General features: G+C 50.5%; 28 protein-coding genes and 1 other annotated feature. Of the genes, 9 read left to right on the top strand and 19 right to left on the bottom strand.

Going from position 1 to position 26501, the window contains the following annotated elements; translation table 11 throughout:
- Positions 1-21: 21 nt before the first annotated feature.
- From btuC to thrS, 9 genes are all read right to left on the bottom strand, one after another.
- Positions 22-1002: a vitamin B12 ABC transporter permease BtuC gene (btuC, locus tag C2U41_RS07510; protein ID WP_003832584.1), complete on the bottom strand. Its 981-nt coding sequence runs from the start codon at positions 1000-1002 to the stop codon at positions 22-24.
- A 153-nt stretch (positions 1003-1155) separates the two neighbouring features.
- Complete coding sequence (ihfA, locus tag C2U41_RS07505; RefSeq protein WP_003030571.1) at positions 1156-1455, bottom strand: integration host factor subunit alpha; 300 nt, start codon at positions 1453-1455, stop codon at positions 1156-1158.
- 4 nt (positions 1456-1459) lie between these two features.
- Positions 1460-3847 carry a phenylalanine--tRNA ligase subunit beta gene (gene pheT / locus C2U41_RS07500; RefSeq protein ID WP_103848937.1) on the bottom strand — a complete coding sequence of 796 codons (2388 nt, stop codon included), beginning with the start codon at positions 3845-3847 and terminating at the stop codon, positions 1460-1462.
- Between the two features lie 15 nt (positions 3848-3862).
- Positions 3863-4846 carry a phenylalanine--tRNA ligase subunit alpha gene (gene pheS / locus C2U41_RS07495; RefSeq protein ID WP_003832580.1) on the bottom strand — a complete coding sequence of 328 codons (984 nt, stop codon included), beginning with the start codon at positions 4844-4846 and terminating at the stop codon, positions 3863-3865.
- Positions 4847-4970: 124 nt separating this feature from the next.
- Positions 4971-5095 (bottom strand) — a sequence feature (Phe leader region).
- On the bottom strand, positions 5046-5090 hold the full coding sequence (pheM, locus tag C2U41_RS29490) for a pheST operon leader peptide PheM (protein ID WP_001386830.1): 45 nt from the start codon (positions 5088-5090) through the stop codon (positions 5046-5048). It overlaps the preceding feature by 45 nt.
- Before the next feature lie 120 nt (positions 5096-5215).
- Positions 5216-5572, bottom strand: a complete 357-nt coding sequence (rplT, locus tag C2U41_RS07485; protein ID WP_003030578.1) for a 50S ribosomal protein L20 — start codon at positions 5570-5572, stop codon at positions 5216-5218.
- A gap of 55 nt (positions 5573-5627) precedes the next feature.
- Positions 5628-5825: a 50S ribosomal protein L35 gene (rpmI, locus tag C2U41_RS07480; RefSeq protein WP_003030583.1), complete on the bottom strand. Its 198-nt coding sequence runs from the start codon at positions 5823-5825 to the stop codon at positions 5628-5630.
- Positions 5826-5921: 96 nt separating this feature from the next.
- Positions 5922-6464, bottom strand: a complete 543-nt coding sequence (gene infC, locus C2U41_RS07475) for a translation initiation factor IF-3 (protein WP_048997935.1) — start codon at positions 6462-6464, stop codon at positions 5922-5924.
- Between the two features lie 3 nt (positions 6465-6467).
- A complete protein-coding gene (thrS, locus tag C2U41_RS07470) occupies positions 6468-8396 on the bottom strand; it encodes a threonine--tRNA ligase (protein WP_003832572.1) in 1929 nt (642 codons plus the stop codon).
- A gap of 304 nt (positions 8397-8700) precedes the next feature.
- Between thrS and yniD the strand changes: the two genes are divergently transcribed.
- Positions 8701-8808: a small membrane protein YniD gene (gene yniD / locus C2U41_RS07465; protein ID WP_003030590.1), complete on the top strand. Its 108-nt coding sequence runs from the start codon at positions 8701-8703 to the stop codon at positions 8806-8808.
- 164 nt (positions 8809-8972) lie between these two features.
- On the opposite strand, the gene C2U41_RS07460 is transcribed toward yniD, so the two are convergent.
- Entirely contained in the window at positions 8973-9731 is a 759-nt protein-coding gene (locus C2U41_RS07460; protein WP_003840911.1) for a DUF481 domain-containing protein, read from the bottom strand.
- Positions 9732-10018: 287 nt separating this feature from the next.
- Here C2U41_RS07460 and pfkB point away from each other — a divergent pair, with 287 nt between their 5' ends.
- Positions 10019-10948 carry a 6-phosphofructokinase II gene (gene pfkB, locus C2U41_RS07455; protein WP_003843456.1) on the top strand — a complete coding sequence of 310 codons (930 nt, stop codon included), beginning with the start codon at positions 10019-10021 and terminating at the stop codon, positions 10946-10948.
- 270 nt (positions 10949-11218) lie between these two features.
- Positions 11219-12079, top strand: a complete 861-nt coding sequence (locus tag C2U41_RS07450) for a fructosamine kinase family protein (protein ID WP_103848936.1) — start codon at positions 11219-11221, stop codon at positions 12077-12079.
- 64 nt (positions 12080-12143) lie between these two features.
- Here the strand turns inward: C2U41_RS07450 and C2U41_RS07445 are convergent, their stop codons facing one another.
- Entirely contained in the window at positions 12144-12680 is a 537-nt protein-coding gene (locus C2U41_RS07445; protein ID WP_003030600.1) for a YniB family protein, read from the bottom strand.
- 167 nt (positions 12681-12847) lie between these two features.
- Here C2U41_RS07445 and hxpB point away from each other — a divergent pair, with 167 nt between their 5' ends.
- The 4 genes from hxpB (at position 12848) to tcyP (ending at position 16635) form a co-directional block, all read left to right on the top strand.
- Positions 12848-13516: a hexitol phosphatase HxpB gene (hxpB, locus tag C2U41_RS07440; RefSeq protein ID WP_003840908.1), complete on the top strand. Its 669-nt coding sequence runs from the start codon at positions 12848-12850 to the stop codon at positions 13514-13516.
- Positions 13517-13663: 147 nt separating this feature from the next.
- Positions 13664-14425, top strand: coding sequence for a 2-dehydro-3-deoxy-D-gluconate 5-dehydrogenase KduD (gene kduD, locus C2U41_RS07435; protein ID WP_103848935.1), 762 nt, complete (start codon positions 13664-13666; stop codon positions 14423-14425).
- A gap of 83 nt (positions 14426-14508) precedes the next feature.
- Positions 14509-15108: a metal-dependent hydrolase gene (locus C2U41_RS07430; RefSeq protein WP_103848934.1), complete on the top strand. Its 600-nt coding sequence runs from the start codon at positions 14509-14511 to the stop codon at positions 15106-15108.
- Positions 15109-15243: 135 nt separating this feature from the next.
- A complete protein-coding gene (tcyP, locus tag C2U41_RS07425) occupies positions 15244-16635 on the top strand; it encodes a cystine/sulfocysteine:cation symporter (protein WP_003843455.1) in 1392 nt (463 codons plus the stop codon).
- Between the two features lie 63 nt (positions 16636-16698).
- On the opposite strand, the gene cedA is transcribed toward tcyP, so the two are convergent.
- Entirely contained in the window at positions 16699-16941 is a 243-nt protein-coding gene (gene cedA / locus C2U41_RS07420; protein WP_229235686.1) for a cell division activator CedA, read from the bottom strand.
- 213 nt (positions 16942-17154) lie between these two features.
- Between cedA and katE the strand changes: the two genes are divergently transcribed.
- A complete protein-coding gene (gene katE / locus C2U41_RS07415; RefSeq protein ID WP_103848933.1) occupies positions 17155-19413 on the top strand; it encodes a catalase HPII in 2259 nt (752 codons plus the stop codon).
- Between the two features lie 36 nt (positions 19414-19449).
- On the opposite strand, the gene chbG is transcribed toward katE, so the two are convergent.
- From chbG to osmE, 7 genes are all read right to left on the bottom strand, one after another.
- Complete coding sequence (gene chbG / locus C2U41_RS07410; RefSeq protein ID WP_049003634.1) at positions 19450-20208, bottom strand: chitin disaccharide deacetylase; 759 nt, start codon at positions 20206-20208, stop codon at positions 19450-19452.
- A 12-nt stretch (positions 20209-20220) separates the two neighbouring features.
- Positions 20221-21576 carry a 6-phospho-beta-glucosidase gene (locus C2U41_RS07405; RefSeq protein WP_103848932.1) on the bottom strand — a complete coding sequence of 452 codons (1356 nt, stop codon included), beginning with the start codon at positions 21574-21576 and terminating at the stop codon, positions 20221-20223.
- A gap of 124 nt (positions 21577-21700) precedes the next feature.
- On the bottom strand, positions 21701-22543 hold the full coding sequence (chbR, locus tag C2U41_RS07400) for a transcriptional regulator ChbR (RefSeq protein ID WP_103848931.1): 843 nt from the start codon (positions 22541-22543) through the stop codon (positions 21701-21703).
- A gap of 10 nt (positions 22544-22553) precedes the next feature.
- Entirely contained in the window at positions 22554-22901 is a 348-nt protein-coding gene (chbA, locus tag C2U41_RS07395; RefSeq protein ID WP_032936091.1) for a PTS N,N'-diacetylchitobiose transporter subunit IIA, read from the bottom strand.
- A 54-nt stretch (positions 22902-22955) separates the two neighbouring features.
- Positions 22956-24314, bottom strand: a complete 1359-nt coding sequence (gene chbC / locus C2U41_RS07390) for a PTS N,N'-diacetylchitobiose transporter subunit IIC (RefSeq protein ID WP_003030619.1) — start codon at positions 24312-24314, stop codon at positions 22956-22958.
- A gap of 87 nt (positions 24315-24401) precedes the next feature.
- On the bottom strand, positions 24402-24722 hold the full coding sequence (gene chbB, locus C2U41_RS07385; RefSeq protein WP_003840900.1) for a PTS N,N'-diacetylchitobiose transporter subunit IIB: 321 nt from the start codon (positions 24720-24722) through the stop codon (positions 24402-24404).
- A 298-nt stretch (positions 24723-25020) separates the two neighbouring features.
- On the bottom strand, positions 25021-25362 hold the full coding sequence (gene osmE, locus C2U41_RS07375) for an osmotically-inducible lipoprotein OsmE (protein WP_003030621.1): 342 nt from the start codon (positions 25360-25362) through the stop codon (positions 25021-25023).
- A 200-nt stretch (positions 25363-25562) separates the two neighbouring features.
- Here osmE and nadE point away from each other — a divergent pair, with 200 nt between their 5' ends.
- Positions 25563-26393: an ammonia-dependent NAD(+) synthetase gene (nadE, locus tag C2U41_RS07370; protein WP_032936096.1), complete on the top strand. Its 831-nt coding sequence runs from the start codon at positions 25563-25565 to the stop codon at positions 26391-26393.
- Positions 26394-26501: the final 108 nt, after the last annotated feature.

The raw sequence follows: 26501 nt of genomic DNA, 5'->3' as shown, positions 1-26501 counted from the left end.
CATAGACCGAACCAACGCGTTCTAGCGCGCGGCTTTTAACAATAGCCAGATAAATACCGGTGCGCCCATGGTGGCCGTCACCACGCCGATAGGTAACTCAGCCGAGGCCAGCACCAGACGCGCGACAACATCAGCAAACAGTAATGCGATTGCACCAGCCAACGCACAACCTGGCAATAAAACACGGTGATCGGTGAGGCCGCACAGTCGCAAAATATGCGGGATCACAAGCCCAATAAAACCAATCGCCCCTGCCAGAGCCACGCTCACGCCGACCATCCAGCCTGTGGCGACCACCAGCAGGTTGCGCCAGAACCATAGGGGCAGCCCCAGCTGACGAGCAGACGTCTCTCCTAATGCCAGCATATTCATCGGCTGCGACTGACAGCAGATCCACACCAGTACCGGAATCAACGCCACCATGAGCCAGGCCTGATGCCAGTCTACGCCACCGAAGCCCCCCATCATCCAGTACATCAGCTGTCGTAAGTCAAATGAGGTGGAGAAGTAGATGGCCCATGTCATCAGCGCGCTACAGATAATCCCCAGCGCCACCCCTGCCAGTAGCAGACGGCTGGTAGACAAATGACGGCGGGCGAAACGTAGCAGTATGAGCGTGATAATCAGCGCCCCGGCAATGGCGCAAAGGCCCAATGCCCAGCCGGGAAGTTGCCCCTGCCCCAGCAGCACCGCCGCGATAAGCCCGACTCCCGCGCCGTTAGACACGCCTAATAATCCCGGCTCGGCGAGCGGATTTTCAAAGAGAGCTTGCATCACTGCGCCTGATAAGGCCAACGCAGCGCCTACCAGCAAAACGGCAAGGGTACGGGGAAGTCGGATTTGCCAGACGAACAGATCGCCGCGGGCGCTGAACCAGTCGCCGGGAGCGATCCATTGTTCTCCTGCGCACAAGCTTAGAATCGTTGCCAGTAGCATAAGTACTGACAGTGACAGTATCCAGCGCACATTTCGACGCTGCTGTTGATGGGCGAAAGTCAGCATGTTTTCCATTCTGCTGAAAAGAGATGAAGGTGATTCTACGGTGCTGATTCGGTAGTGAAAAGGAAAAAGGCCGCAGAGCGGCCTTTTTAGTTATATATCATGGTTTGCGCTGCCGCTTTGATGGCAGAGCAAGTGACTTAACGGATCGTTAAATCACTCTTCTTTGGGCGTTGCGTTTTCGACCCGGCTTTTTAACTTCTGTCCGGGTCTGAAGGTCACCACGCGCCGTGCTGTAATGGGAATATCTTCGCCCGTTTTCGGGTTACGGCCCGGACGTTGATTCTTATCACGCAGATCGAAGTTACCAAAACCAGAGAGTTTTACCTGCTCACCATTTTCCAGAGCACGACGGATCTCTTCGAAAAACAGCTCGACCAGTTCTTTGGCATCCCGCTTGCTAAGCCCAAGCTTATCAAACAGATATTCTGACATTTCAGCTTTTGTAAGCGCCATAGGTTCAATCCCTCAATGATGCCTGGAATCGCTCTTTTAATGCCTCTACACATTTGGCGACGGTAGCGGCAATCTCCTCTTCTTCAAGTGTACGGCTGGTATCCTGAAGGATCAGGCTGATAGCGAGGCTCTTATAACCCTCCGCAACACCCTTACCGCGGTACACGTCAAATAAGTTTACGCCAACTACCTGATTTACGCCAACTTTCTTACACTCGGATAAAATATCCGCAGCGGGAACGTTTTCGGCCACAACAACCGCGATGTCGCGACGGTTCGCCGGGAAGCGAGAAACTTCACGCGCCTGAGGCACCACGCGGTCTGCGAGCTTATTCCACTCCAGTTCAAACACCAGAGTGCGACCGTTCAGATCCAGTTTACGTTCCAGTTCAGGATGAACAACCCCAATGAAACCAATACGTTCACCTTTCAGATAAATCGCCGCAGACTGACCCGGATGCAGTGCTGGATTCGCTTCAGCTTTGAACTGAATGTCTGCCAGTTTGCCGGTCAGGTCGAGAACCGCTTCCAGATCGCCTTTCAGATCATAGAAATCAACGGTCTCTTTTGCCAGATTCCAGTGTTCATCATGACGGTTACCGCAGATCACGCCCGCCAGCATCAGATCCTGACGGATCCCGAGATTGGCCTGTGTATCCGGTACGAAACGTAAACCCGTTTCAAAAATACGTACGCGGTTCTGCTGACGGTTCTGGTTATACACTACCGTAGACAGCAAGCCGGTCCACAGGGACAAACGCATAGCCGACATATCAATAGAGATTGGGCTTGGCAGCAGCAGCGCTTCTTCACCCGGGTGCAGCAGCGACTGGACTTTCGGGTCGACGAAGCTGTAGGTAATTACTTCCTGGTAGCCTTTGTCATTCAGCATGGTTTTTACACGTTTCAGCGACAAATCCGCTTCACGATGCGTACCCATGATAAGACCCGCCTGAATCGGCGTGTTCGGGATATTGTCATAACCGTATACGCGGGCGACTTCTTCGACCAGGTCTTCTTCGATTTCCATATCGAAACGCCAGCTCGGCGCGACCGCTTTCCACTCATCCTGCCCTTCCGTCACGTCACAACCCAGACGACGCAGAATGTCGCTCACCTGCTCATCCGCAATATGGTGTCCGATCAGACGATCCAGTTTGCTACGACGAAGCGTAATGGTTGCGCGTTTTGGCAGCGTGTCTTCGTTCATCACGTCAATGACTGGACCCGCTTCGCCGCCGCAGATATCGATCAGCAGGCGCGTTGCACGTTCCATGGCCTTATGTTGCAGAGCCGGATCAACACCACGCTCATAGCGGTGAGAAGCATCGGTGTGCAGACCGTGACGACGTGCGCGACCGGTAATAGACAGCGGGCTGAAGAATGCACATTCCAGCAGGACGTTTTGCGTTTCATCATTCACGCCGGAATGTTCGCCACCAAAGATGCCGCCCATCGCCAGCGCTTTGTTATGGTCCGCAATCACCAGCGTATCCGCATTCAGCTTCGCTTCGCTGCCATCCAGCAATACCAGGGTCTCACCCTCTTTTGCCATACGGACAACAATTCCGCCTTCAATGCGGTCTTTGTCGAATGCGTGCATCGGCTGGCCCAGTTCGAGCAGCACATAGTTAGTCACGTCAACCACGGCATCGATTGAACGAATACCGCAACGACGCAGTTTTTCTTTCATCCACAGCGGGGTCGGCGCTTTAACATTGATGCCTTTAACCACGCGGCCCAGATAGCGTGGACAGGCTTCCACGGCTTCAACCTGAATCGGCAGGACGTCGCTAATGGTTGCCGCTACAGGCGCGATTTCCGGCTCAACCAGCGGAGCTTTATTCAGCACAGCAACATCACGTGCGACACCGATAATGCCTAAGCAGTCGGCGCGGTTCGGCGTGACGCTGATTTCGATAGTGTTGTCGTCAAGCTTCAGGTATTCACGGATATCGGTGCCAATTGGCGCATCGGCCGGCAGTTCGATAATCCCGTTATGATCGTCGGAAATACCCAGCTCAGAGAATGAGCACAGCATACCTTCAGACGGCTCACCGCGCAGTTTCGCGGCTTTGATTTTGAAATCGCCCGGCAGAACGGCACCAACGGTTGCCACAGCCACTTTCAACCCCTGACGGCAGTTTGGCGCACCGCAGACGATATCCAGCAGACGGTCACCGCCTACATTCACTTTGGTGACACGCAGTTTGTCAGCGTTCGGGTGCTGGCCACATTCAACCACTTCACCCACCACAACGCCGTTGAACGCACCGGAAACAGGTTCCACACCGTCAACTTCCAGACCCGCCATTGTGATTTGGTTTGACAGAGCATCGCTATCAATCGCCGGGTTTACCCATTCGCGTAACCACAGTTCACTGAATTTCATTGTTTTATCCTGCCTTTATTTAAACTGTTTGAGGAAACGCAGATCGTTTTCGAAGAAAGAACGCAGATCGGTAACACCGTAACGCAGCATGGTCAGACGCTCCATCCCCATACCAAATGCAAAGCCCGAGTAGATTTCCGGATCGATGCCAACATTACGCAGCACGTTCGGGTGAACCATCCCGCAACCCAGTACTTCCAGCCACTTACCGTTTTTGCCCATCACGTCTACTTCCGCAGAAGGTTCAGTGAACGGGAAGTAGGAAGGACGGAAACGAACCTGCAGGTCTTCTTCAAAGAAGTTGCGCAGGAAATCGTGCAGCGTGCCTTTCAGGTTGGTGAAGTTGATGTTGGTATCAACAATCAGCCCTTCCATCTGATGGAACATCGGGGTGTGAGTCTGATCGTAATCGTTACGATATACACGGCCCGGGGCGATAATACGGATCGGCGGCTGTTTTTCCTTCATGGTGCGGATCTGCACGCCGGAAGTCTGCGTACGCAGCAAACGCGTCGCGTCAAACCAGAAAGTGTCGTGGTCAGCGCGCGCCGGATGATGGCCAGGAATGTTCAGCGCATCGAAGTTATGATAGTCATCTTCGATTTCCGGACCAGTCGCCACGGTAAAGCCCAGCTCACCAAAGAAACTTTCAATCCTGTCAATTGTACGCGTTACAGGATGCAGACCGCCGTTTTCGATACGACGCCCTGGCAGGGAGATATCGATAGTTTCTTCTGCCAGACGAGCATTCAGGGCAGCACTTTCTAATTCGGCCTTACGCGCGTTCAGCGCTTGCTGCACCTGCTCTTTGGCTTCGTTTATCACCGCACCTGCTGCCGGGCGCTCTTCTGGCGGCAGTTCGCGCAGGGTTGTCATCTGAAGGGTCAGGTGCCCTTTCTTGCCCAAATATTCGACGCGGACATTGTCTAACGCGGCAACATCTGAAGCCTGGTTAATGGCGGCCGTTGCACTGGCAACCAGCTCTGCGAGATGTGACATGGTTTTCCTCGTTATGTTGCGATATTCACTAGTCGCTCATATATACGCAAAATCATTCAAGTTGTATCAACGCAGTAAAAGAGCGAATGCAGCCAATACAGAGACAACTTGAAGGATGACGCGTATAAAAAAAGCCTCCACCAGGGAGGCTTTTAGGCGCTGTTTTCCGTTTCTTCTTTCACGCGCAAGCCTCCTGATTTCAGGTGCTAAAGTAAAAGAAGAAGCGGAAAATAGCAGCATTCATGCTTGCGTTACCTTGTGTGGTAAAAACCGGACAACCTTTATTGAAAAGGCTCACGGATAAATTGTCAACTAATTGATTGTACTGCAAATAAAAGAGAGGGAGCCAGGCTCCCTCTTTTCACCGGCTTATGCCAGAGCTGCTTTCGCTTTTTCGACCAGAGCGGTGAACGCTACTTTGTCGAATACTGCGATGTCAGCCAGGATCTTACGGTCGATTTCAACAGAGGCTTTTTTCAGGCCGTTGATGAATTTGCTGTAAGAAATACCGTTCTGACGTGCTGCTGCGTTGATACGCGCAATCCACAGTTGACGGAACTGACGCTTTTTCTGACGACGGTCACGATAAGCGTACTGACCAGCTTTGATAACAGCCTGGAAGGCAACGCGGTATACGCGAGAACGCGCACCGTAGTAGCCTTTAGCTTGTTTCAAAATTTTCTTGTGACGTGCACGGGCAACTACACCACGTTTTACGCGAGCCATATGTGCTCTCCTGTATCTATATTCTTAGTAAAAAAATGAATTAAACGTTAACGGCTTATGCGTACGGCAGGCACGCGATAACCAGACCCAGATCGCCTTTAGACACGAGGCCTTTTGGACGCAGGTGACGTTTACGCTTAGTAGATTTTTTGGTCAGAATATGACGCAGGTTTGCGTGCTTACGCTTAAATCCACCACCACCGGTTTTTTTGAAACGCTTAGCAGCACCGCGTACGGTCTTAATTTTTGGCATTTTAATAACTTCCACTTCGCATTGTTAATAAACGAAACGTAGGCGAACAACGGCTGTGGAACCCGTAGGCTCCACAGACATTGCTACTTGAAGGCCTTACTGTTTCTTCTTAGGAGCGAGCACCATGATCATCTGGCGGCCTTCGATCTTCGTAGGGAAGGATTCGACTACTGCCAGTTCACTCAGATCGTCACGGACGCGGTTGAGCACTTCCATACCGATCTGTTGGTGGGCCATCTCACGACCGCGAAAACGCAGTGTGATCTTAGCCTTATCGCCATCTTCCAGAAAGCGTACCAGGCTGCGGAGTTTTACCTGGTAATCGCCATCGTCGGTGCCAGGACGGAATTTAATTTCCTTAACCTGGATAACTTTTTGCTTTTTCTTCTGTTCCTTAGAAGACTTACTCTTTTCATAAAGGAACTTGCCGTAGTCCATAATACGACAAACTGGCGGTTCGGCGTTAGGGCTGATTTCAACTAAATCTACTCCAGCTTCTTCAGCTTTTTCGATCGCTTCTCTCAGACTCACAATACCCAAAGCTTCGCCTTCCAGACCTGTTAAGCGAACTTCCAGGGCGCGAATCTCGCCATTGATACGATTCGGACGTGCCGTTTGAACTCGTTTTCCGCCTTTAATACCTTATTCCTCCAGTTGTTGAAGACTGCGGCTGCGAATCTCTTGTTGCAGCTTCTCAATCACTTCATTTACGTCCAGGCTGCCCAAGTCTTTGCCACGACGGGTGCGCACGGCAACTTTGCCTGCTTCTACCTCTTTGTCGCCACAGACCAACATGTAAGGGACACGACGTAAAGTGTGCTCGCGGATTTTAAAGCCAATCTTCTCATTTCTCAAGTCTGCTTTTACACGAATACCCGCATTTTGTAGTTTCTGCGTTAATTCGTTAACGTATTCAGACTGAGAATCGGTGATGTTCATGACCACAACCTGAACCGGCGCAAGCCAGGTCGGGAAGAAGCCAGCGAACTCTTCGGTCAGGATACCGATGAAACGTTCCATCGACCCAAGAATTGCACGGTGAATCATAACCGGCACCTGACGTTCGTTGTTTTCGCCAACGTAAGAGGCGCTTAAACGGGACGGCAGGGAGAAGTCCAGCTGTACAGTACCGCACTGCCATGCACGATCGAGGCAGTCATACAGGGTAAATTCAATTTTCGGACCGTAGAACGCGCCCTCACCCAGTTGGAACTCAAACGGGATGTTGTTTTCTTCCAGCGCAACGGCCAGGTCAGCTTCAGCACGGTCCCACATTTCATCGCTACCGATACGTTTTTCGGGGCGAGTGGACAGTTTGACGACGATTTTCTCGAAGCCAAAGGTGCTGTACATATCGTAGACCATACGAATGCACGCGTTAACTTCATCACGAATCTGCTCTTCAGTACAGAAGATATGCGCATCATCTTGAGTGAAGCCACGAACACGCATCAGTCCATGCAGCGCACCTGACGGTTCATTACGGTGGCAGCTACCAAACTCAGCCATACGCAGCGGCAGATCGCGATAGGATTTCAGACCCTGATTAAAGATCTGTACGTGGCCAGGGCAGTTCATTGGCTTAATGCAGTATTCACGGTTCTCAGAAGAGGTGGTGAACATCGCATCTTTGTAGTTGTCCCAGTGACCTGTTTTTTCCCACAGCACGCGGTCCATCATGAACGGACCTTTCACTTCCTGATACTGGTATTCTTTCAGTTTTGAGCGAACAAAGACTTCCAGTTCACGGAAGATAGTCCAGCCATCGTTGTGCCAGAACACCATACCCGGCGCTTCTTCCTGCATGTGATACAGGTCAAGCTGTTTACCGATTTTACGGTGATCGCGTTTGGCCGCTTCTTCCAGACGTTGCAGGTAGGCATTCAGGGCTTTTTTATCTGCCCATGCAGTACCATAAATACGCTGCAGCATCTTGTTATTGCTGTCGCCACGCCAGTATGCCCCTGCGGTCTTCATCAGTTTGAAGTGATGGCAGAAACGCATATTCGGCACGTGCGGGCCACGGCACATATCGACATATTCTTCATGATGGTACAAGCCAGGCTTGTCATCATGGGCAATGTTTTCATCAAGAATGGAGACTTTATAGGTCTCGCCACGCTTCACGAAGGTTTCACGCGCTTCGTACCAGCTGACTTTCTTCTTAATGACATCGTAGTTTTTCTCAGCGAGCTCGTGCATCCGCTTCTCAAGCGCGTCGACGTCTTCCTGGGTTAACGTACGGTCAAGATCGATATCGTAGTAAAAACCGTTATCAACAACCGGTCCGATCGCCATTTTGGTGTGCGGCCAGAGTTGTTTGATCGCGTGCCCTAACAGGTGCGCACAGGAGTGACGAATGATCTCCAGACCTTCTTCATCCTTCGCGGTGATGATGGAGAGCTTCGCATCATGCTCAATCAGATCGGAAGCATCTACCAGCTCACCGTCAACACGGCCAGCAATAGTGGCTTTCGCCAGACCTGGACCGATGTCCAGCGCAACATCCATGGGGCTTACAGCGTGGTCGTAATGGCGTTGGCTGCCATCAGGAAGAGTAATAACAGGCATGTTATATCCTTATTTGCAGTGGTGACCCACACGTAAGATCACATACAAAGATTCAATATTTAAAATTATCAAAAAGGTGTGGGCTGATTCCCGCTTCACTCTGCGAAATATGTCACTGGTCGCCTTAAAGACCACACTGGACCTACACCCGCTTTTTGATAACACCGTTTGACAGTGTACACGGCATTACGGGTCGATCAAAGCAGCAATCAACGTGCGCTCTATGATGTAAATCAATTCACTGACACCCAACCATCTTTGTTACACTTGCACAAAGTCATCTAACCTGAGCAGGAAAAAAACAATGCCCACAAATCGCTTTGCGAAGAAACACTGGAAGATGGTTGTGATTCTGCTCGTTATTTGTGCGGCCATGTTGATGCTGCGCTGGGCTGCGATGATCTGGGGCTAAATGACGCTCACCCGCTGTTCCGATTTCGTTTATTTATCGATTAATCGAATTCGTCTGAAAATAACGCGTTATGGCCAGGTAGAAAAATAAAACGCAAATTAAATATTAAATAAACTTAACTTTAATTTAGAAAAGCCAGGCCATTTATTTGACCCGGCTTGTCACTACATCCGATAGCCGAGGGAAACTGTCGTGCGGCGATCGGTATGCTCCGGCGCTGTTGCCGGTGGTTCAGAGTTCCAGGTCACATTGTAAGCCACCTTTAACCCAAAGTGTTCGTTGATGGCAACGTTCAGGGCAGTTTCAGAGTTGAGTGTGGTATCGTCAGCGCCGAATACCGACACACCCTGAGTAAACTTGGTATTGTCCGTCATCTGCCATGCATAGGCCCCGGACGCATAGCCCAGCGGCTGTGTTTCGGTGGTGCCATCCGTGTGCTCGTCATAGCGCACGCCAGGACCGAATTCGAAACGGAAGCTGTGCACAGGCCCGTTGAGGAACTGACGACCATAACCCGCGGTCAGCACGTCACGCTCGCGGTAGCCGTTGTAGCGGTCGGTCAACCAGCTTGCCTGTCCAAAGAGATAGTCATAGTCGGTCATGTTGTAACGACTACGGCCACCTACGGCATATTTCTCCGATGAACGCTCATCATTTGAGGAGGTATTACTGGCATTTCCCCACAGAGACCATGCGGTCGTTTGGCCGTACCAGGTCATGGTGGTATCTGCGGTTAAAGAAGAACTTTTTGTGTTGCCTGACTGGGCGAGATATCCCGCGTTCAGGTTACCTTCAAAGGGTTTTTTCGCGCTGGAAGGGTCATCCATGACAGTAAAAACGGAATCATCGGCGGCAGCATGCATTGACGCAAGCAGGCCTCCCGTCAGCAGTAATGCTGCGGGCACTGTCTTCAAAAGCTTCATTTATTAAGAGTCCGTACAACAAAAAAAGAGACCATTACGGTCTCGGAAACTTTCATATGGATCAATGACAAAAGACCCTTGAAAGGTAACAAATTATAAAAAGACTCGAATAACATAGCAATAAATTCTTATTTCATTTTTTGAATAAGAGCGTTCCTAAACCTTTATTTTATTTATATAACTTTATGACGATAATTTTAAATAAAGATATGAAAAATCATGTTGTTAATTACTTCACTTTCGGGAGGTTAAGTGCCAGACTGAGGACAGCCTAACAGGAGGTAAAGATGGTACGTATCTATACGTTAACACTTGCGCCCTCTCTCGATAGCGCAACAATCACTCCGCAAATTTACCCGGAAGGTAAGCTTCGTTGTACCTCGCCAGTTTTTGAACCCGGCGGCGGCGGCATCAACGTTGCTCGCGCAATTGCCCATCTTGGCGGAACCGCAACGGCGATTTTCCCCGCGGGGGGTGCAACCGGAGAGCATCTTATTGCATTGCTCGCCGACGAAAATGTTCCCGTATCCACTGTCGAAGCCAAAGATTGGACCCGACAAAATCTTCATGTCCACGTTGAGTCCAGCGGCGAACAATATCGTTTTGTCATGCCTGGCGCTGCGCTGACCGATGACGAGTTCTACCAACTTCAGGATCAGGTGCTGGAAATTGAATCTGGTGCATTGCTGGTCATCAGCGGTAGTTTGCCGCCCGGCGTACAGCTTGAGAAGTTGACCCGACTGATTACCACCGCACAAAAACAGGGGATCCGCTGTATTGTCGACAGTTCAGGTGAAGCACTGACGGCGGCGTTAGCCATCGGCAATATCGAACTGGTCAAACCTAACCTCAAAGAACTGAGTGCGCTGGTAAATCGAGAACTGACACAGCCCGATGATGTGCGCAAGGCCGCACAGGAAATCGTACATAGTGGAAAAGCGCACCGCGTTGTGGTCTCGCTTGGGCCGCAAGGAGCGCTGGGCGTAGATCGAGATACCTGCGTTCAGGTGGTTCCGCCACCGGTGAAAAGTCAAAGCACCGTAGGCGCGGGCGACAGTATGGTCGGGGCCATGACGCTTAAACTGGCTGAGAATGCACCTTTTGAGGATATTGTCCGTTACGGCGTCGCCGCAGGTAGCGCTGCAACGCTAAATCAGGGTACGCGCCTGTGCTCTTTGGACGACACGCAAAAAATTTATTCGTATCTCACTCAGTAATGACACCGCCCCTCTTTTGAAGAGAAAGGGGGATTCTCGCGTAAAACTGTCAGCATGGATGTTATGCGACTATGATAAAAAATCACGTGATTACAAAGAAGTGAATCATGTGCAGTCAGACGTCTCCACAACGGTACGGGGTGAAGAAGAGCGACAAACATTAAGTGCCTTTCCAGCGATGACGCGTCCGTGGTGTGCGTCAGTTCGTGTTTTTTAACCGCATTCTTGCGCTAACCTTATGATCTGGCAGACAACATGGGGAGAGACATCATGTGGCAGGCTATCAGTCGTCTTTTAAGCGAGCAATTAGGTGAAGGCGAAATCGAACTGCGTAATGAACTGCCCGGCGGAGAGATTCACGCCGCATGGCATTTACGCTATGCGGGGCGAGATTTTTTCGTCAAATGCGATGAAAGAGAGCTGTTAACCGGCTTTACGGCAGAAGCCGATGAGCTGGAGCTACTTTCCCGCAGTCAAACTGTATCGGTACCGAAAGTCTGGGCAGTAGGCGCAGACAGAGATTACAGCTTTCTGGTGATGGATTTCCTCCCTCCCCGTCCGCTTGATGCGCATAACGCGTTTATCCTCGGTCAACAGCTTGCGCATTTGCACGAATGGAGCGACCAGCCTCAGTTTGGTCTCGACTTCGATAACGCGCTCTCTACCACACCGCAGCCCAATACCTGGCAACGTCGCTGGTCAACCTTTTTCGCCGAGCAGCGTATAGGCTGGCAACTGGAACTCGCCGCTGAAAAAGGCATTGCGTTTGGCAATATTGATGCCATCGTCGAACATGTCCAGCAACGTCTCTCTTCTCATCAGCCGCAGCCGTCTCTCCTGCACGGTGATTTGTGGTCCGGGAACTGCGCCCTCGGTCCTAACGGTCCGTACATCTTTGACCCTGCCTGCTACTGGGGGGACAGAGAGTGCGACCTGGCAATGCTGCCGTTACATATCGATCAGCCGCCGCAAATTTATGACGGTTACCAGTCTGTCTCACCACTACCGCTGGACTTTCTTGACAGGCAGCCAATCTACCAGCTCTATACGCTGCTGAATCGAGCAATTCTGTTCGGAGGACAGCATCTGGTTGTGGCGCAGAAAGCGCTGGATAGATTACTCGCTGCTTAACTACGTACCGCGTTGCTTATCAGGCCTGCCGTTTCGCAACATGGCAGGCCCGATAGAGCGGCACTTACAAAAAGCCCAGCAATGAGAAGAAGAAGTAGCCGATCACGATAACGATCACCGGCAAAATATAAAGCGGGAAAATTTGTAAGAAGATCGTATGGTGCGGTACCACAATTCGCGACTCAAGTTGCTCGCGGGATAATCCTTCACTGCCTTTTGCCTGTTCCAGAATCAGCTGATCCTCAACGCCTTCGCGTAAGAAACGTGCCTGGCGGCTCATTCTGGCGCCTGAATCCTGCAACGCCAGACCGATAAAAATCAGGATGAATATCAGCCAAAAAACGAGATTCAGTCCACTTTGAAAATCGGGTGTTGGCGAGTTATACCAGAACACGTTAAGAAAAGGTGTATTAACCCGCATCATATCGATCATCACGTGAGCAAAATCGAGCATGACCGCGTTAATTCCCTCCTGCTTTTCGCTGTGCGCATACATAAACTTCAGTACAGAAACCAGTGTTGAAATCAGCGCGGGAATGAAAATTACCCATCCCGCCAGCCTTTTCAAGACGGCAATGCGTCCAGCTTGTTGATACGTCATGAGTTCCCCTTGATAAAGACGTGTCATTTTGGCCTAAGTTTACCCGCTGATAACCATTTTCGCCTGATCTTTAAAGGCGGTATACTGCTGAATTAGCCATAATGAACGCTCAGAGCCTGTTATTACTGGCTCTTAATCCCTTTTATCACCGTAAAGGAGAGGTTGTAATGTCAACCCCGCGTCAAATTCTTGCTGCAATTTTCGATATGGATGGGTTACTGGTCGATTCTGAACCGCTTTGGGATCAGGCTGAACTGGATGTGATAGCAAGTTTAGGCGTTGATATCTCCCGCCGCCATGAACTTCCCGATACTCTTGGCTTACGCATCGATATGGTGGTCGATTTGTGGTTTGCGCAGCAACCGTGGAACGGTCCCTCACGTCAGGAAGTCACCGAGCGCATCATCACCCGGGCCATTGCGTTAGTGGAAGAAACAAAACCACTGCTGCCGGGTGTGCGTGAAGCCGTGGCGTTGTGCAAATCTCAGGGAATCAAAGTAGGACTGGCATCCGCCTCGCCGCTGCATATGCTGGAAAAAGTGCTGACCATGTTTGATCTGCGCAGCAGCTTCGACGCTCTGGCTTCCGCAGAAAAACTGCCCTACAGCAAACCGCACCCGCAGGTTTATCTCGATTGCGCCACAAAACTGGGCATTGACCCGTTAAACTGCGTAGCACTGGAAGACTCGGTAAACGGCATGATTGCTTCGAAAGCCGCCCGTATGCGTTCCATCGTCGTACCAGCGCATGAGAATCAGGACGATCCCCGCTTCGTTCTTGCCGACGTCAAACTAACCTCGCTCACCGAACTTACTGCCGTTCATCTGCGCGGCTAATCCTGTAACGGGCAATGATCGTATTGCCCGCCCTCTCAGATCTTTTATTTTTAAAACATCGTTTCATTTTTAATTGTGTTTCTGTTTAACCTCTCCTATCCTTGCCCTATAGAGCAAGCGTTAATGACATAAATAGTTGAGGTAAACATGATTCAGGAAGCTTTTCGTCTCGAAGGTAAAGTAGCCATCGTCACTGGATGTGACACCGGCCTTGGGCAGGGTATGGCAGTGGCGCTGGCTGAAGCGGGCTGCGATGTAGTCGGCGTGAATCGTAAAATACCACATGAAACCGCAGAGAAAATTAACGCCCTCGGTCGACGTTTTATGGCTATTCAGGCCGACCTCAGCCAACAAGATGCTCTCACCAGCATCGTGACACAATCGGTGTCGGCGTTTGGCCGGATCGATATTCTGGTCAACAATGCGGGAACCATACGCCGTCAGGATGCGCTGGACTTCAGTGAAAAGGATTGGGATGACGTGATGAATCTGAATCTCAAATCTGTTTTCTTTCTGTCACAGGCCGTGGCGCGCCAGTTTCTGACTCAGGGCAATGGCGGAAAAATTATTAACATTGCCTCGATGCTCTCTTTTCAGGGCGGAATCCGCGTCCCTTCCTATACAGCATCAAAAAGCGGCGTACTGGGCATCACTCGCCTGCTCGCCAATGAATGGGCGGCCAAAGGAATTAATGTCAATGCTATCGCACCCGGCTATATGGCGACCAATAATACCCAGCAGCTGCGCGCAGACAGCGAGCGCAATCAGGAGATTATCGATCGTATTCCCGCAGGGCGCTGGGGCACGCCAAATGATCTGAAAGGCCCGGTCGTATTCCTCGCAAGTTCCGCCTCTGACTATATTCATGGCTATACGCTAGCCGTGGATGGCGGTTGGCTGGCGCGGTAATGGCGCACTTGTGACAAAGGGTTACAACGTCACCTCTTCCGCCTACTGTATAAAACCCCTATACTGTATGAATCGACAGTTTATTGGGTTTTATCATGACGGCGGAAGGCCACCTTCTTTTTTCTATTGCCTGTGCGGTATTTGCCAAGAATGCCGAGCTAACGCCCGTTCTTGCGCAGGGTGACTGGTGGCATATTGTTCCTTCCGCCATTTTAACGTGCCTGCTGCCGGATATTGATCATCCCAAATCCCTGCTGGGGCAGCGTCTGAAGTGGATATCAAAACCCATTGCCCGGGCATTTGGTCATCGCGGGTTTACGCATAGCCTGCTTGCAGTCTTTGCCCTGCTGACCACGTTTTACCTGAAAGTCCCGGACACCTGGATAATACCGGCTGATGCCTTACAAGGTATGGTTCTCGGTTATCTCAGCCATATTCTGGCCGATATGCTGACCCCGGCGGGCGTTCCCCTGCTTTGGCCCTGCCGCTGGCGTTTTCGTCTGCCCATCCTCGTGCCGCAAAAAGGCAACCAACTGGAGCGGTTTCTGTGCATGGCACTGTTCGCATGGGCAATCTGGATGCCGCAGACCGTACAAGAGAACAGCGCTGTACGCTGGTCTTCGCAGATGATTAATACGCTACAAATGCATTTCAATCGTTTCATAACGCATCAGATTGACTAATAAATCAGCCAAAAAGTCATTTTCGGTATAAACAATTCCATTTGAATATAAGAGGCATGTCACAGTTCTGCTAATCTTGCGCCAACAGAATCACCTTTAAGCGGTGATACGCATAATAAGATCAGGAGAACGGGGATGAACTTTCCTTTAATCGCGAACATTATCGTGTTCATAGTGCTGCTGTTCGTGCTGGCGCAAGCCCGGCACAAACAGTGGAGTCTGGCCAAAAAAGTACTGGTCGGTCTGGTCATGGGTGTCGTGTTCGGCCTTGCCCTGCACACCATTTATGGTTCCGACAGCCAGGTTCTTAAAGATTCCGTACAGTGGTTCAACATTGTCGGCAACGGTTATGTCCAGTTGCTGCAGATGATTGTTATGCCGCTGGTATTTGCATCTATTCTCAGCGCCGTTGCGCGTCTGCACAATGCCTCTCAGTTAGGTAAAATCAGCTTCCTGACCATCGGAACGCTACTGTTTACCACGCTGATTGCCGCACTGGTTGGGGTTCTGGTGACCAACCTGTTCGGCCTGACCGCCGAAGGTCTGGTGCAAGGTGGTGCCGAGACGGCCCGTCTGAACGCGATTGAAACCAACTATGTTGGCAAAGTGGCTGACCTCAGCGTTCCGCAACTGGTGCTGTCGTTTATTCCGAAAAACCCGTTTGCCGATCTGACTGGCGCCAACCCGACGTCGATTATCAGCGTAGTTATCTTCGCAGCATTCCTGGGTGTAGCCGCACTGAAACTGCTAAAAGATGATGCACCAAAAGGCGAGCGCGTTCTGGTGGCTATCGATACCCTGCAAAGCTGGGTGATGAAGCTGGTTCGTCTGGTGATGCAGTTGACGCCGTACGGTGTTCTGGCGCTGATGACCAAAGTGGTTGCCGGTTCCAACCTTCAGGACATCATTAAGCTGGGTAGCTTCGTCGTGGCCTCTTATCTCGGTCTGGGCATTATGTTCGTGGTTCACGGGATCCTCTTGGGTATTAACGGCGTTAGCCCGCTGAAATACTTCCGTAAGGTGTGGCCGGTGCTGACTTTCGCCTTCACCAGCCGTTCCAGCGCAGCCTCAATTCCGCTGAACGTTGAAGCGCAAACCCGTCGTCTGGGCGTGCCTGAATCCATCGCCTCTTTCGCCGCCTCTTTTGGCGCCACGATTGGCCAGAATGGTTGTGCGGGTCTGTACCCGGCAATGCTGGCAGTAATGGTCGCGCCGACCGTTGGAATCAACCCGCTGGACCCAATGTGGATTGCCACGCTGGTTGGTATCGTGACCGTGAGTTCCGCAGGGGTTGCGGGTGTCGGTGGCGGTGCAACGTTTGCCGCGCTGATCGTTCTGCCTGCTATGGGTCTGCCGGTCACGCTGGTTGCGCTGTTGATCTCCGTTGAACCGCTGATCGACATGGGTCGTACTGCGTTGAACGTAAGCGGTTCCATGACTGCCGGTACGCTGACCAGTCAATGGCTGAAGCAGACCGATAAAACAATTCTGGACAGCGACGATAACGCCGAACTGGCGCATCGCTAAGTCTGTCAGCTAAAAAACAAAAAACCGCCGGAGTATCATGCTCCGGCGGTTTTTTTATATCCATTAATCGCTCAGTTCATTTTCCTGACGAACCTGATTAGCCCAGCGCTGCGCTGATTCCGGGACCGTAAATGCAGGCGAACGTTGAAACGACTCCCCCATTAAGACAAAAGCGACATATTTTCCGCGCAGTATCCATACGTCACGAAACGCATCCATTTTAATCGCATGCTCTGGTGGAGCGGGCTCCACGCGAGGAACATAGCTGATAACCGGACGATTTTGTTGGCGAAGAGGTTTCATAATCAGTTGCTTCACTAAAGACAAATTCTAAAAATCAGAAAACCGCTATCTTAGCCGATTTTGCCTCCTGACGTCCTGCCTTGCGTGCGCTGTTTGCCTGGTTCATCGCGCTTTACGTCATCGGCCTGTACCTGCGCCGCTGAATGAGTGGTCTATAGTTAAAGTTTTTGACAGCAACAACGACCCTTTCAGCGATGAAAACAGGAGACGAGTTTAATGTCACAGAACGATAAGCACCCACTCCATCACTCAGCGCCGGTTCATGATGCCAGCGAATCCCAGCCAGGACTTGACTCACTGGCGCCAGCAGACGGTTCACATCAGCCAGCGCCTGAACCCACGCCACCAGGCATGCAACCCACCACATCCGGCAGCTTAAAAGCGCCTGACGTCACAAGTGACAAACTCAACGCGCTGGACAGTTTTCGCAAAGGAAGCGAGGATTTTGCCCTGACCACCAATCAGGGCGTGCGCATTGCGGACGATCAAAACTCTCTGCGCGCCGGAAACCGTGGGCCAACTCTGCTGGAAGACTTCATCCTGCGGGAAAAAATCACCCATTTTGATCATGAACGCATCCCGGAGAGGATCGTACATGCCCGAGGTTCTGCCGCTCACGGTTACTTTCAGCCCTATGCCAGTCTCAGCGCGACGACGAAAGCGGACTTTCTGAGTGATGAAAATAAAATCACCCCGGTTTTTGTCCGATTCTCTACGGTTCAGGGCGGCGCAGGCTCTGCGGATACGGTCAGAGATATACGGGGATTTGCGACCAAGTTTTACACTGAAGAGGGCATTTTCGACCTGGTGGGAAACAATACTCCCATCTTCTTTATTCAGGATGCCCATAAATTCCCAGATTTCGTCCATGCGGTTAAACCGGAGCCGCATTGGGCCATCCCGCAGGGCCAAAGCGCCCATGACACCTTCTGGGATTATGTCTCATTACAGCCTGAAACGTTGCACAACGTCATATGGGCAATGTCCGATCGGGGTATTCCGCGCAGCTATCGCACGATGGAAGGCTTTGGTATTCACACATTTCGGTTGATTAATGCGCAAGGGAAAGCCACCTTTGTCCGTTTCCACTGGAAACCGCTGGCAGGCAAAGCTTCGCTGGTATGGGATGAAGCGCAAAAACTTACCGGTCGGGATCCCGACTTTCATCGCCGCGATCTGTGGGAGGCGATTGAAGCGGGCGATTATCCGGAATATGAACTGGGGCTACAGCTCATTCCTGAAGAGGACGAATTCAAGTTCGATTTTGACCTGCTCGATCCAACGAAATTGATACCTGAAGAACTGGTTCCGGTACAACTCGTCGGTAAAATGGTGCTAAACCGCAATCCGGACAATTTTTTCGCCGAAAATGAGCAAGTGGCTTTTCATCCCGGACACATCGTCCCGGGCATCGATTTTACTAACGATCCCTTGTTGCAGGGCCGCTTGTTCTCCTATACCGATACCCAGATCAGTCGTCTGGGCGGGCCCAACTTCCATGAAATCCCAATTAATCGCCCAACCTGTCCGTATCATAATTTCCAGCGTGACGGCATGCATCGCATGGACATCGATACCAACCCAGCCAACTATGAACCGAATTCCATCAATGATAACTGGCCGCGTGAAACACCTCCGGGGCCAAAACGCGGTGGATTTGAGTCGTATCAGGAACGGATTGAAGGAAACAAAATCCGCGAACGCAGCCCCTCTTTCGGCGAATACTATGCGCAGCCTCGTCTGTTCTGGCTAAGTCAGACGCCAATTGAACAGCAGCATATTATCGGCGGATTCAGTTTCGAACTTAGCAAAGTTACGCGCCCCTATATCAGAGAAAGAGTGGTCGAACAGTTAGTTCATATTGATACTGCCCTCGCCACGGCGGTTGCCAGGAATCTGGGTTTTGAACTCACTGAGGAACAAACCAAAATTATGCCGCCGGCCAACGTCAACGGTTTGAAAAATGCGCCGTCACTCAGTTTATATGCAGGTGCGCAAGGTGAGATTAAGGGCCGTGTGGTCGCCATTTTACTTAATGACCAGGTGAAATCGGCCGATCTGCTCGCCATCATGCAAGCCCTACAGGCCGAAGGTGTTCATGCCAAACTGCTCTATTCCCGAATGGGGAATGTGGTTGCCGACGATGGCTCCGTTCTGACAATCGCCGGTACCTTTGCGGGTTCGCCATCCCTGACGGTCGATGCAGTCATTGTTCCATGTGGGAATATTGCGGATATCGCAATGAACGGAGATGCCCGATATTACTTACTCGAAGCGTATAAACACTTAAAACCTATCGCCCTGGCTGGCGATGCTCGTCAGTTTAAAGCAACGTTGAATATCAAAAAGGAAGGAGAAGAAGGCGTGGTGGAAGCGGACAGTGCAGACACACAGTTCATGGATACCCTGCTGACGCTGATGACCGCGCACCGCGTCTGGTCACGCGCCGGAAAAATAGACACGATTCCGGCCTAAAAAAATGCGGCGCATCAAGCGCCGCAAACTCAGGAATTACACGTTTAGAAAACTGCCAAGACGATAACCGCGCTCCGCAATAGCATATTTCAGTGACGAAGACGTCAGCACGTCGAGCTCAGTTAAGCGGGGGTAACAGTAGGCACTTTGACGAATAATGTCATCGATAAAAGCCGGATGACACATCACTTCCAGAGAGGATTCTCCGCGATCGGCTGACGCATCAAGCATCTGCAAAAACAGAGCTTCAGAAATCGCCTCACCGTAAAACTCGCTGCTGAATCCCTGGGAAGTCCGTAAGGTTTCCGGTAAGTCAGACGCCTGGAATACGGCCTGACGATCGATACGCAACGCAATCCCCTTCTGGGCAGCAAACCCTGCTACGATAGGGAAAATTTGCGGGAACATATGCACATGGTGATGGCTATCCAGATGCGTCGGCTCCCGCCCGAACAGGTCAATAAAACGCTGATACTGTGCGGCCAGTTCCTGAGAAATTTCATCCAGCGGCAAAGTGTCTTCCTCCGCCATCTGCCAGATCCATTTCCCCAGTACCCCGTCACGAGTAAGGCCCGGCATTGCCGTCAACGGCCTGCCCAGCGTCAGAACAAAGTGCATTCCGACGGCAAGTTCAGGTATGTCGCGACTCAGCTGTACCGCATGGTCAATTGCCGCACCGTTAATCAGCGCCGTTGTCGAGGTGACAACACCATTGCGACAAGCTTCAACAATGCCGTAGTTTTGTCCTTTACTCAGGCCAAAATCATCCGCATTCACAATCAGTACGCGTTCCATAGCCGACCTCAGTTAGTGTTGTTCGCTTTTGAGTTTCTCAATGCACCCGGCGAAGTTTGGCAGCCATTTTTCATGCGCCAGAATCAGTTCACGCGCCAGAATTTCGGCATCGCTGTCAGAATGCACCAGCGGGCTCAGGTTCAGCGCCAGCAGCACATCATTCAGCTCACCGCTCAACGCTGCGTTGCTCGCCGCCACTTCAAAACCTTTAATGGTATAGATAAGGCCGAGCACTTTCTCATCAAAATGGGTAATTCGCGGATGCGGCGTAGCACCGTTGCGCCCCAGCGTACAGGTCATCTCAACCGCCCAGTTGGCAGGAATATTATCAACATGCCCATGGTGAGGAATGTTGACATAGTGCTCGGTCTGTTTGTCATTGTAGATGGCATTGATCACTTCACAGGCCGCATCGGAGTAATAGGCCCCGCCGCGCTGCTCCAGCTCTTTCGGTTTAACGTTTAGCTCAGGATTTTTGTAGAGCTCAAACAGTTGTTTTTCAACTTTTTGTACTACCTGAGCACGTGCGCCACCCTTATAGTACTCGCCCATTTCGATCGCCAGCATCTCTTTTGGCTTGAAGTAGTACAGCAGATACGAGCACGGCAGCAGCTTCAGCGAACGAATCAATCCTTCGCTGAACGGCAGGTCGAAGATGTTCTTCACGCCAGAGGCTTTCAACTGACCCGAAGCAACGCCGTCAAGCAGTTCATCAAAGCGTGACACACCGTTGACCAGAACATCCTTAATGAAGACCATATGGTTCAGACCAAACAGGTCGATAGATAAGTCATCGCTCTCTTTCAGCGCCAGCACGTCGCTGATGAACATTTTCATGCCGATCGGAATATTACATACGCCGATGAATTTCTTGAAATTCGTATGGCGATAAACCGCCTCAGTCACCATCCCGGCTGGGTTAGTGAAGTTGATCACCCACGCATTCGGGCACAGTTCTTCCACATCTTTAACAATATCAAAGATAACCGGAATGGTACGCAGGCCTTTGAACAACCCGCCAGCGCCGTTGGTTTCCTGCCCCAGATGCCCGTGGCTCAGCGGAATGCGTTCATCCTTTTCACGGGCTTGCAGTTGCCCTACACGCAACTGGGTGGTAACGAAATCAGCATCTTTCAGTGCTTCACGGCGATCCAGCGTTTTAAACAACTTCATCGGCACGCCGGCTTTATCGATCATGCGCTGGCATAGGTCAAAAATAATGTCCAGTTTCTCTTTTCCACCGTCGACATCAACCAGCCACAACTCAGAAACCGGTAATTCATGATAGCGCTTAATAAAGCCTTCAAGTAATTCAGGGGTGTAGCTGCTCCCGCCACCGATAGTGACGACTTTTAATTTCTGGCTCATACTTTCTCCCTTCAGTGTCAAAACACTGACGTGTATTATGCTCAACCCGTATGTCAGGTATAGCGTGGCTGTCCCGACGCTATTTTGGGCAAGCTATAAAAAATGGGTTATTGGCAAATAATATCTACTGATTAAATTCAGTTAATTTCTTACGGTAGCTATTCGGTGTAAACGACGTCAGCTTTTTAAACGTTTTAATAAACAGGCTTGGACTACTGTAGCCAGACTCGTAAGCAATATCCGTTACAGAATAGTTCGTCATTTCCAGCTGTTTTTTAGCAAAGTTAATGCGGATTTCATTAATAATCTGCATCGGCGTTTTGCTGTAATAACGCTGGGTTGCACGGGTCAGATACTCCTGGGATTTCGCGGACAGGTGTACCATATTTTCCAGCGCGTTCTCGCTAAACTGCCGTTTGTCGTGCATGGTCTCGACGGTGGTTTTAAGCCACTGCGGAATATCATCCAACACCTGCTCTTCGCGATGATGACGTAACCGATTAATAATATAGAAGGTGACCACTTCTACAAATTCATCCAGTCCGCTCTCGCGAAAGTTAAGTGATGCAATAACCGTTTCAATATAGGTAAGAAACGAGTTATTCGCCCGATAGACCTGCGATGCAACGAAACAAAATGGCAGCAGCGGGTGATAGTGCTGTTCAAAAAAACGTTTACTGATGACGACGTTAAGGATCCTTGTCGCACCAAAATCATAAAAACTTTGGTGGTGCGATCCCAACGGGATAAAAACAAAGTCTCCACGTTCGAGTAGTACGCGTTTACCGTTGATTTCCTGATAATAGCGCCCGGTTAAAACCAGGGTAAATTCATAGTAGTCATGCTGATGCAGCCCGCTGATACTCTCAGTTTTGTTATAGATGAACACATGGAAATTTTTGCCATTAAACAGCTGCTGTTCATAAACGGTTTTGATTTCCGGTGCGTTAATCTGTAGCTGCATTATACACTCCTCGCTATTTCAGCTTTTCGTGAAGTTCAATCAGTTCAGTCACCAGCTCACGCGCCAGCATTGATGTCATCAGGTGGTCCTGCGCGTGGACCAGCACCAGGCTAACTTTCATTTTACCTTCGCCCTGATCGCCTTCAATCAGTTTCGTTTGCACGAGGTGCGCTTCGTTCAGCGCCAGACGAGACTGGTCCATCATGGCCTTGGCCGACTCGAAATCGCCTTGCTTGGCCATTTTGAGTGCGCCATACGCCAGGCTACGCGCCTGACCGGAGTTGATGATGAGGCCCATCACCACTTCTTCAAGTTCTTCTGCTGCGGATTGCGTGTCGACGATATTCTCGATATCCAACATACTTTTTTCCTCTGGTTCAGTCCGGCATGACAGTGAAGCCATGCCGGATTAAATTTAGAATTTCAATGCGTTAGCGATATCTTCTTCGCTTTCTTCTTGGTCAATAACATTCTGCGCTTTGTTGGCTACCACCACGAACGGCAGGTAAACCAGCGTTGCAATACCGAGGTTGAACAGCGCGACCAGCAGAGCAGCGACACTACCGTTGGTGTTAAAGAACGCGCCCAAACCGGTTGGCATGGTCCACGGTGCAATGTTGGTAATCGGTGGAATAATGCCTGAGTAATAAGCTGCCAGCGTAATCGCCGCCAGAATCGGCTGAACCAGGATGAACGGGATAAACATCACCGGGTTCATGATGATCGGCAGACCGAACAGGATAGGTTCGTTAATCTGGAACAGACCTGATGGCAGTGCCAGTTTAGCAACCTGACGATAGTCAGGACGACGCGATGCCAGGAAGATAGCGATAATCAGACCCAGCGTTGCCCCGCTACCTCCAAGGAAAATATAGGAGTCGAGCATCGGTTTCGCCCAGACGTGGAACGTCTTACCGGCTTCCAGCGCGGCATCTACGGAACCAAACTGTTGGTAGATAGAGATGTTTTCCAGCGCCCATGGCGTCATGATACCGCTGTCCAGCGCAGTCAGCGCCAGTGAACCGTGAATACCAAAGAACCACAGCAGCGGAACAAAAATCACGTAGGCCCAGCCCACCACGCTGCCCAACGACGCCAGCGGAGTTGAAATGGAATCCATAATGATCTGGTGGAAGTTCGTACCCCAGGTGTTCAATGCCCAGGCGATGATCCCCATAATGGAGAGGATAAGGAAGCCAGGAATCAGCGCAGAGAATGAGCGCGATACAGATGTCGGTACGCTATCAGGTAATTTAATGACCCAATTGCGACGAACCACAAAGGTGAACATTTCCGCGACCGCGAGGCCGATAATGATACCGGAAATAATATTGGCACCGCCGAGCCAGTTCGCGCCAACGGCATAGGCTTCACCCACGCTATAAGGCGTTACGGTCATAAACGCGGCGACAGATAACAGCCCGGCAGCCAGTGAGTCGACTTTACGTTCTTCTGCCAGCGCCATGCCGATAAAGAACGGTGCCATCAATGACATGATACCCAGCGTACCGTTATAGACGTTTCCACCAATGCCTTTCAAGCTATTCAGCGTTTCAATAGTTGAAGCATCAAGTCGAATGCCCATTGAATAAAAAAACGACCCCTCCCCAAAGCTCAGGAAAACGTTATTGATTAATACAAACATGGCCCCTGCGAGGGTTAACGGCATTAAACGAATAAAACCGTTCTTGATTGCATTAACGTGTGGCTGCTTTCCAATTTTTACAGCAAAAGGAAGGAGTACCTTTTCAAGTGAAGCAATAGCGTTACTCATAGAAAAATACCCTTAAATACCGCAATTAAAAATTGCGGTGAATGTTAATGAAATAACTCTTTGACGGGAAAAATTAAAATAAAATAATTAATTTGCTGCGGCTTTTTTAATTGCTGCAACAGCAGCCTTAAGCACGCCTAAACCATCGACTTTGCCATACAGCAGCGAGTCAATCACTTCCACAGGCTTGTTGGGTAACAAACGCTGAATTTCGGGCAACATATAAGCAATTTGTGGACCTAATAACACGACATCGGCCGTTGGACCTTTTTCTCCGGCCAGCGTTTCAGGAAACGCTTCAATAATAACCGGCACTTCGTATTTTTCGGCCTGAGCACGCATCTTCGAAACCAACAATGAAGTCGACATGCCCGCAGAACAAAACAGATAAATGTGTTTCTTTTCCATTAAAACGATCCTCATATGCGATTATCTGTCAACCAGACACTCCGCAAGCCATAACCTGCATCCATGCTCTGGGTAACTTGCGTCAGCTAAATTACTTTTTTAGGTGGCTGAAATGAGTATACGGGATTGCACCAGTGGATGGTATTTCCTTGACCAACTAAATTGTCTCTCCTTGACCTGTCGTTATGACCCCCCTCACATTTCGGGCAAATAATTCGCGGCAATAAATAAGATCGTTCGGCACAAAAAAACCGGCACGATGGCCGGTTCGTCTGAATGCTCAGGCAATAAGCAGTTGTTACTTCTTCGCCGCCTGCGGGTCGGTGTCGTACTCTGCGCAGGTCTGGTAACCGGAGTTAATCACATGTCCGGTGTCATCTAAAGCAACAAAATAGGTTTCAGCTTTACCATCTCGTTGACCCAGGATGTAGGTCTGGCATGTCCCTCGCGCATGAATCATGCTGACTTCAGAAGAAGGTTTACCGGCAATCTGCGCCACCTGCGCCCGGCTCATCCCTTTCTTCACATCTTTCACCACGGGCTGAACAAATTGGTCTTTGGTACGATCGTAAGCCGTACACCCTGCCAGCATAGTCAAAACAGCCGCTGCACTCAGAATTCCTGTTAGGTTCTTGTTCATATTCCGTCCTCTTGTATTTCAGCGTGTTATATAAGCCTGGAGCACAACAACGCATTTTTCAAGCAATCAGATGATACTTAGGCAGTTTCGGAAAATTCTATTAAAACAAAATGATGCTCGCATCCCTTGTCGTTTGGGCCTCAACGCGATAATTTTAACACATCATTTTTTTGATCATTTTATTTTCCATAGGGGGTTAAATGACTCTGCAGCAAGAGATAATCCAGGCGCTTGGCGCAAAACCGCACATCAATGCAGAAGAAGAAATTCGCCGCAGCGTGGATTTCCTTAAATCTTATCTGCAGACCTACCCCTTTCTGAAATCACTGGTATTAGGGATTAGCGGCGGGCAGGACTCAACGCTCGCGGGAAAACTATGCCAGATGGCTATTTCCGAGCTTCGCGAAGAAACGGGGAATGACGCGCTGCAGTTTATTGCCGTACGTCTGCCATATGGCGTTCAGGCTGATGAACAGGACTGTCAGGATGCCATCGCCTTTATCCAACCGGACCGCGTACTCACCGTCAATATTAAGGGTGCGGTACTGGCCAGTGAACAGGCCCTGCGTGAAGCGGGTATTGAACTGAGCGATTTTGTCCGTGGCAATGAAAAAGCCCGTGAACGTATGAAGGCTCAGTACAGTATCGCCGGCATGACCAGCGGCGTTGTCGTGGGAACCGATCATGCAGCAGAAGCCATCACCGGATTTTTCACCAAATACGGCGATGGCGGTACTGACATTAACCCTATTTTCCGTTTGAACAAGCGTCAGGGTAAGCAACTGCTTGCCGCGCTGGGTTGCCCGGAACATTTATATAAGAAAGCACCAACCGCCGACCTCGAAGACGATCGTCCTTCTCTGCCGGATGAAGCCGCATTAGGCGTCACCTATGACAACATCGACGATTATCTGGAAGGAAAAACGCTGGCTGCCGACGTCGCGAAAAAAATTGAAGGCTGGTATCTGAAGACCGAGCACAAACGTCGCACACCGATTACGGTGTTTGATGACTTCTGGAAAAAAGCGTAATTCTTTTAGTCACATATTGCCGGATAGCACTGAGATCACCGCTGTCCGGTCCCTTTTCCTGATCTGATGCCGCTTTTTTAATCGGTTCCAAACTGTTACACTGGATGG

The organism is Citrobacter freundii complex sp. CFNIH4, from assembly GCF_002934505.1.
Classification (GTDB): Bacteria; Pseudomonadota; Gammaproteobacteria; order Enterobacterales; family Enterobacteriaceae; genus Citrobacter; species Citrobacter freundii.
This window is presented reverse-complemented; position numbering and strand designations above follow the sequence as displayed.

Excerpts from the sequence above, each read along its gene's own strand:
- btuC (WP_003832584.1), bottom strand. The coding sequence starts at position 1,002 with ATGCTGACTTTCGCCCATCAACAGCAGCGTCGAAATGTGCGCTGGATA.
- ihfA (WP_003030571.1), bottom strand. The coding sequence starts at position 1,455 with ATGGCGCTTACAAAAGCTGAAATGTCAGAATATCTGTTTGATAAGCTT.
- pheT (WP_103848937.1), bottom strand. The coding sequence starts at position 3,847 with ATGAAATTCAGTGAACTGTGGTTACGCGAATGGGTAAACCCGGCGATT.
- pheS (WP_003832580.1), bottom strand. The coding sequence starts at position 4,846 with ATGTCACATCTCGCAGAGCTGGTTGCCAGTGCAACGGCCGCCATTAAC.
- rplT (WP_003030578.1), bottom strand. The coding sequence starts at position 5,572 with ATGGCTCGCGTAAAACGTGGTGTAGTTGCCCGTGCACGTCACAAGAAA.
- rpmI (WP_003030583.1), bottom strand. The coding sequence starts at position 5,825 with ATGCCAAAAATTAAGACCGTACGCGGTGCTGCTAAGCGTTTCAAAAAA.
- thrS (WP_003832572.1), bottom strand. The coding sequence starts at position 8,396 with ATGCCTGTTATTACTCTTCCTGATGGCAGCCAACGCCATTACGACCAC.
- yniD (WP_003030590.1), top strand. The coding sequence starts at position 8,701 with ATGCCCACAAATCGCTTTGCGAAGAAACACTGGAAGATGGTTGTGATT.
- C2U41_RS07460 (WP_003840911.1), bottom strand. The coding sequence starts at position 9,731 with ATGAAGCTTTTGAAGACAGTGCCCGCAGCATTACTGCTGACGGGAGGC.
- pfkB (WP_003843456.1), top strand. The coding sequence starts at position 10,019 with ATGGTACGTATCTATACGTTAACACTTGCGCCCTCTCTCGATAGCGCA.
- C2U41_RS07450 (WP_103848936.1), top strand. The coding sequence starts at position 11,219 with ATGTGGCAGGCTATCAGTCGTCTTTTAAGCGAGCAATTAGGTGAAGGC.
- C2U41_RS07445 (WP_003030600.1), bottom strand. The coding sequence starts at position 12,680 with ATGACGTATCAACAAGCTGGACGCATTGCCGTCTTGAAAAGGCTGGCG.
- hxpB (WP_003840908.1), top strand. The coding sequence starts at position 12,848 with ATGTCAACCCCGCGTCAAATTCTTGCTGCAATTTTCGATATGGATGGG.
- kduD (WP_103848935.1), top strand. The coding sequence starts at position 13,664 with ATGATTCAGGAAGCTTTTCGTCTCGAAGGTAAAGTAGCCATCGTCACT.
- tcyP (WP_003843455.1), top strand. The coding sequence starts at position 15,244 with ATGAACTTTCCTTTAATCGCGAACATTATCGTGTTCATAGTGCTGCTG.
- katE (WP_103848933.1), top strand. The coding sequence starts at position 17,155 with ATGTCACAGAACGATAAGCACCCACTCCATCACTCAGCGCCGGTTCAT.
- chbG (WP_049003634.1), bottom strand. The coding sequence starts at position 20,208 with ATGGAACGCGTACTGATTGTGAATGCGGATGATTTTGGCCTGAGTAAA.
- C2U41_RS07405 (WP_103848932.1), bottom strand. The coding sequence starts at position 21,576 with ATGAGCCAGAAATTAAAAGTCGTCACTATCGGTGGCGGGAGCAGCTAC.
- chbA (WP_032936091.1), bottom strand. The coding sequence starts at position 22,901 with ATGTTGGATATCGAGAATATCGTCGACACGCAATCCGCAGCAGAAGAA.
- chbC (WP_003030619.1), bottom strand. The coding sequence starts at position 24,314 with ATGAGTAACGCTATTGCTTCACTTGAAAAGGTACTCCTTCCTTTTGCT.
- chbB (WP_003840900.1), bottom strand. The coding sequence starts at position 24,722 with ATGGAAAAGAAACACATTTATCTGTTTTGTTCTGCGGGCATGTCGACT.
- osmE (WP_003030621.1), bottom strand. The coding sequence starts at position 25,362 with ATGAACAAGAACCTAACAGGAATTCTGAGTGCAGCGGCTGTTTTGACT.
- nadE (WP_032936096.1), top strand. The coding sequence starts at position 25,563 with ATGACTCTGCAGCAAGAGATAATCCAGGCGCTTGGCGCAAAACCGCAC.